The following is a 273-nucleotide window of genomic DNA, read 5'->3' as shown; positions in this document are numbered from 1 at the left end:
AGAACATACTGATAAGGGACGTTTAGAACTTAATTTCGTTATTCCAAACGTGGAATTGAGTACAGGAAAACGCTTACAGCCCTATTTTGATCAAGCAGACCGCCCATTGGTGGAAAATTGGAAACAAGTTACCAATTTTAATTATGGATTATCAGACCCTCATGCACCTGATAAAGCCCAAGCCATAAAGACTTTAAATAGCCAAAACTTGCCTGAAAATATCAAAGAAATAAAACAACAGATTGGTGCAGCGATAGCAGAGCAGATCAGCAA

General features: G+C 38.1%; 1 pseudogene. It reads left to right on the top strand.

The features are described from left to right. Positions 1-273: pseudogene (locus tag ACG9ZB_RS17340) on the top strand (mobilization protein A); the annotation flags it as partial.

The sequence above is a fragment of the Acinetobacter johnsonii genome (genome assembly GCF_048551975.1).
Classification (GTDB): domain Bacteria; phylum Pseudomonadota; class Gammaproteobacteria; order Pseudomonadales; family Moraxellaceae; genus Acinetobacter; species Acinetobacter johnsonii_A.
Note: the sequence above shows the minus strand (reverse complement) of the source record. Positions and strands in the feature narration are given on the sequence as shown.